A 2,911-nucleotide genomic window follows, 5' to 3' on the forward strand; every position below is an offset into this window, starting at 1 on the left:
CAAGACCAAGGCCGCGTGGGACGCCGTCAGCGTGCCCGCCCAGTCCGGTGACCCGACCTGCACCGGCAACCCCAACCCGGACTTCTCGATCGCGCTGAACCCGACCGCGGGCAGCGCGGCACCCGGTGGCACGACCACGTCGACCGTCTCCACCACCGCCATCGGTACGGCGCAGAATGTGACGTTCAGCGCCTCGGGCCAGCCCTCGGGCGTCGGCGTGGCCTTCGCCCCGCCGTCGGTCCAGTCCGGCGCCTCCTCGACGCTGACCGCGACCGTCGGCGCCAACGTCGCGCCCGGCACCTACCCGATCACTGTGACCGGGACCGGGACGAGCCTCAGCCACACCGCCCAGTACACCCTGACCGTGACCGGGACCGGCGCTCCGGACTTCTCGCTCACGCTGAACCCGACCGCGGGCAGCGCCGCTCCCGGCGGCACGACCACGTCGACCGTCTCCACCGCGGTCACGTCCGGCTCGGCGCAGTCCGTGGCCCTGACCGCGACCGGGCAACCGTCCGGCGTCGGCGTGGCCTTCGCCCCGTCGACCGTCCAGTCCGGCGCCTCCTCGACGCTGACCACGACCGTCGACGCCAACGTCGCACCCGGCACCTACCCGATCACCGTGACCGGGACGGGCAGCAGCGCCACACACAGCGCCACGTACACCCTGACCGTGACCGGCACCACCGGCAACGCGCTTGCCAACGGCGGGTTCGAGCAGGGCACGGCGAACTGGACCCAGAGCGCGAACGACATCACCAACAGCAACCAGAACAGCGCGCACGGCGGTTCCTGGTACGCCTGGATGATGGGCTACGGGTCCACGGCCACCGAGACCGTGGCGCAGGCCAACGTCGCGATTCCGGCCGGCTCGCCGCAGCTCAAGCTGTGGGTGAAGATCACCACTCAGGAATCCGGTTCCACGGTGTACGACACCCTCAAGGTGAAGATCGGCAACGCCACCGTGGCCACCTACTCCAACGCCAACGCCACCGGCGGCTACGTACAGAAGACCGTCAACCTGAGCGCCTACGCGGGCCAGACGGTCACCGTGACGTTCGCCGGCGCCGAGGACGCGTCGCTCACGACGACCTTCCTCGTCGACGACGTGTCCATCTCCTGATCCGCGCCTACTGAACCTCACGAACCGAAACCCGGTCGGTCCGACCGGCTCGACGAACAACGGGTGAACGCCCCGCTCCCGGCGACTCGAACCACGCCGGGGGCGGGGCTCTCGCGATCCCGATCCGGGTTCCGATTCCGATCGGAGCCTGGACGAGAGGCAGTTCGGCTCGGGGCCGGCGTCGGGCCCTGGTGCGGCCGACGGGCCGACGGAGGATCGGGTCGACAGGCGAACGGGCCGACGGCGATCGGGCAGTCCGAGAATGGCCGGTCCGCCACCCTCCCGGTTGTGCCGGGCGTCGGATCTCTCGTACGCTCCGCACGCTGAACAAACGCTCGACAACTACATAGATCGACACTCAGGGGAAGCCGGTCGAAACCCGGCGCTGACCCGCAACCGTAGGCGGTGGCCGTGAGGCCGCCGCGAGTCGGAATGCCTGAGTCCGTTCGATCCTGAAGGCTCCAGCTGTCGTGGACTGCACGCTGAAGCCCGGACTCTCCCGTCGGTGCTCTCTCGTCGGCGGGGCGCCGGGACTCGGTAGTCCCGGAAGGGTTCACCCTGATGTCCTGGCTCACCGTGAGAAACACCGGCGCCGTCGCGGCCTGCGGCGCGGTGCTCCTGGCCGCGGCCCCCGCACTCGCGACCGCGCCCGCCGGCTCGAATCCGCGCGTGGCCGCCGTCGTCGCCGCCGCGAAGTGGCAGGCGGGCGAATTGGTCGAGGGCGGCATACCCGGCTTCGTCGGCTCCGACTGGGGGCTGACCATCGACACGATCCTCGCGCTGTCCGCCACCCGGGCCGACCCCGTCGCGCTGACCGCCGCCACCGACGCGGTCGCCGCGAACGTACGCGCGTACAACAGCAACGAGGCGTGGGGGGAGCCCGGTTCGCGCATCGCCGGTGCCACCGCGAAGATCCTCGTCGCCGCGATCGCCGCGCACCGTGACCCCACCGCGTTCGGCGGGTTCGACCTGCGGCAGGAGACCCTGGACCTGATCGCCGGCGCCGACGCCGGAGCCGACGAGGGACGCGTTCGGGACCGCAAGACGAGCAGCGACAACAGCAACGCGTTCGGCCAGTCGTTGGCCGTGTTGGGTCTGGCCCGGTCGGGCGGGGTGCCCGGGCCCGCGGTGGACTTCCTGATCCGACAGCAGTGTCCCAGTGGCGGATTCCGACTGTTTCCGGACCGGTTGGGCAGTTCCGGTCCCACCTGTCAGGACGGTCCCGCGACCGTGCTCGACCCGGACTCGACCGGCATGGCGGTACAGGCACTGCTCGCCGCCGCGGCCGAGGACGGGACGCCCGGTGCGGCGGAGGCGGCCCGCAAGGGCGCCGACTGGTTGAAGTCGACGCAGCGTGGCGACGGTTCGTTCGGCGGCTCGGGTCCCACCGTCGCGTCGAACACCAACAGCACGGGCCTGGCCGGTCAGGCGCTGCACGCCGCCGGCCACTCCGCCGCCGGGGACAAGGCCGCGGCGTGGGTCCTCGGACACCAGATCACCAAGGCGAACGCGGGCAAGGCCGACGACGAGATCGGCACGATCGCGTACAACGCCGAGAGTTTCGAGTCGGCCCGCGCGGACGGCATCGCGGACTTCCAGCGCGACCAGTGGCGCCGGGCCACCCCGCAGGCCCTGCTCGTCCTGGCCGACGTCCCACTCGGTAAGCTCGGCCGGCAGCCGACCGATCCCGAGCCGACCGATCCCGGGCCGAGCGGTACCGAAAGCCCGACCACCGCCCCCACGTCGCCGGGCCCGGCCGGCCCCGGCCCGTCCACGCCCGCGCCCACC

1 protein-coding gene, 1 pseudogene and 1 riboswitch are annotated in these 2,911 nt (G+C 71.8%); the gene and the pseudogene both read left to right on the forward strand.

Annotated features, from left to right (window positions below; genetic code table 11):
• Nucleotides 1-1,123 (forward strand): annotated as a pseudogene (locus GT354_RS36025) (hypothetical protein); the annotation flags it as partial.
• Nucleotides 1,124-1,485: 362 nt separating this feature from the next.
• Nucleotides 1,486-1,560, forward strand: a riboswitch (cobalamin riboswitch).
• A gap of 124 nt (nt 1,561-1,684) precedes the next feature.
• Nucleotides 1,685-2,911: prenyltransferase/squalene oxidase repeat-containing protein (locus GT354_RS36030; protein WP_161360594.1), on the forward strand; the 1,227-nt coding region annotated here is incomplete at its 3' end.

The sequence above is a fragment of the Streptomyces sp. SID3343 genome (assembly GCF_009865215.1).
Classification (GTDB): Bacteria; Actinomycetota; Actinomycetes; order Streptomycetales; family Streptomycetaceae; genus Embleya.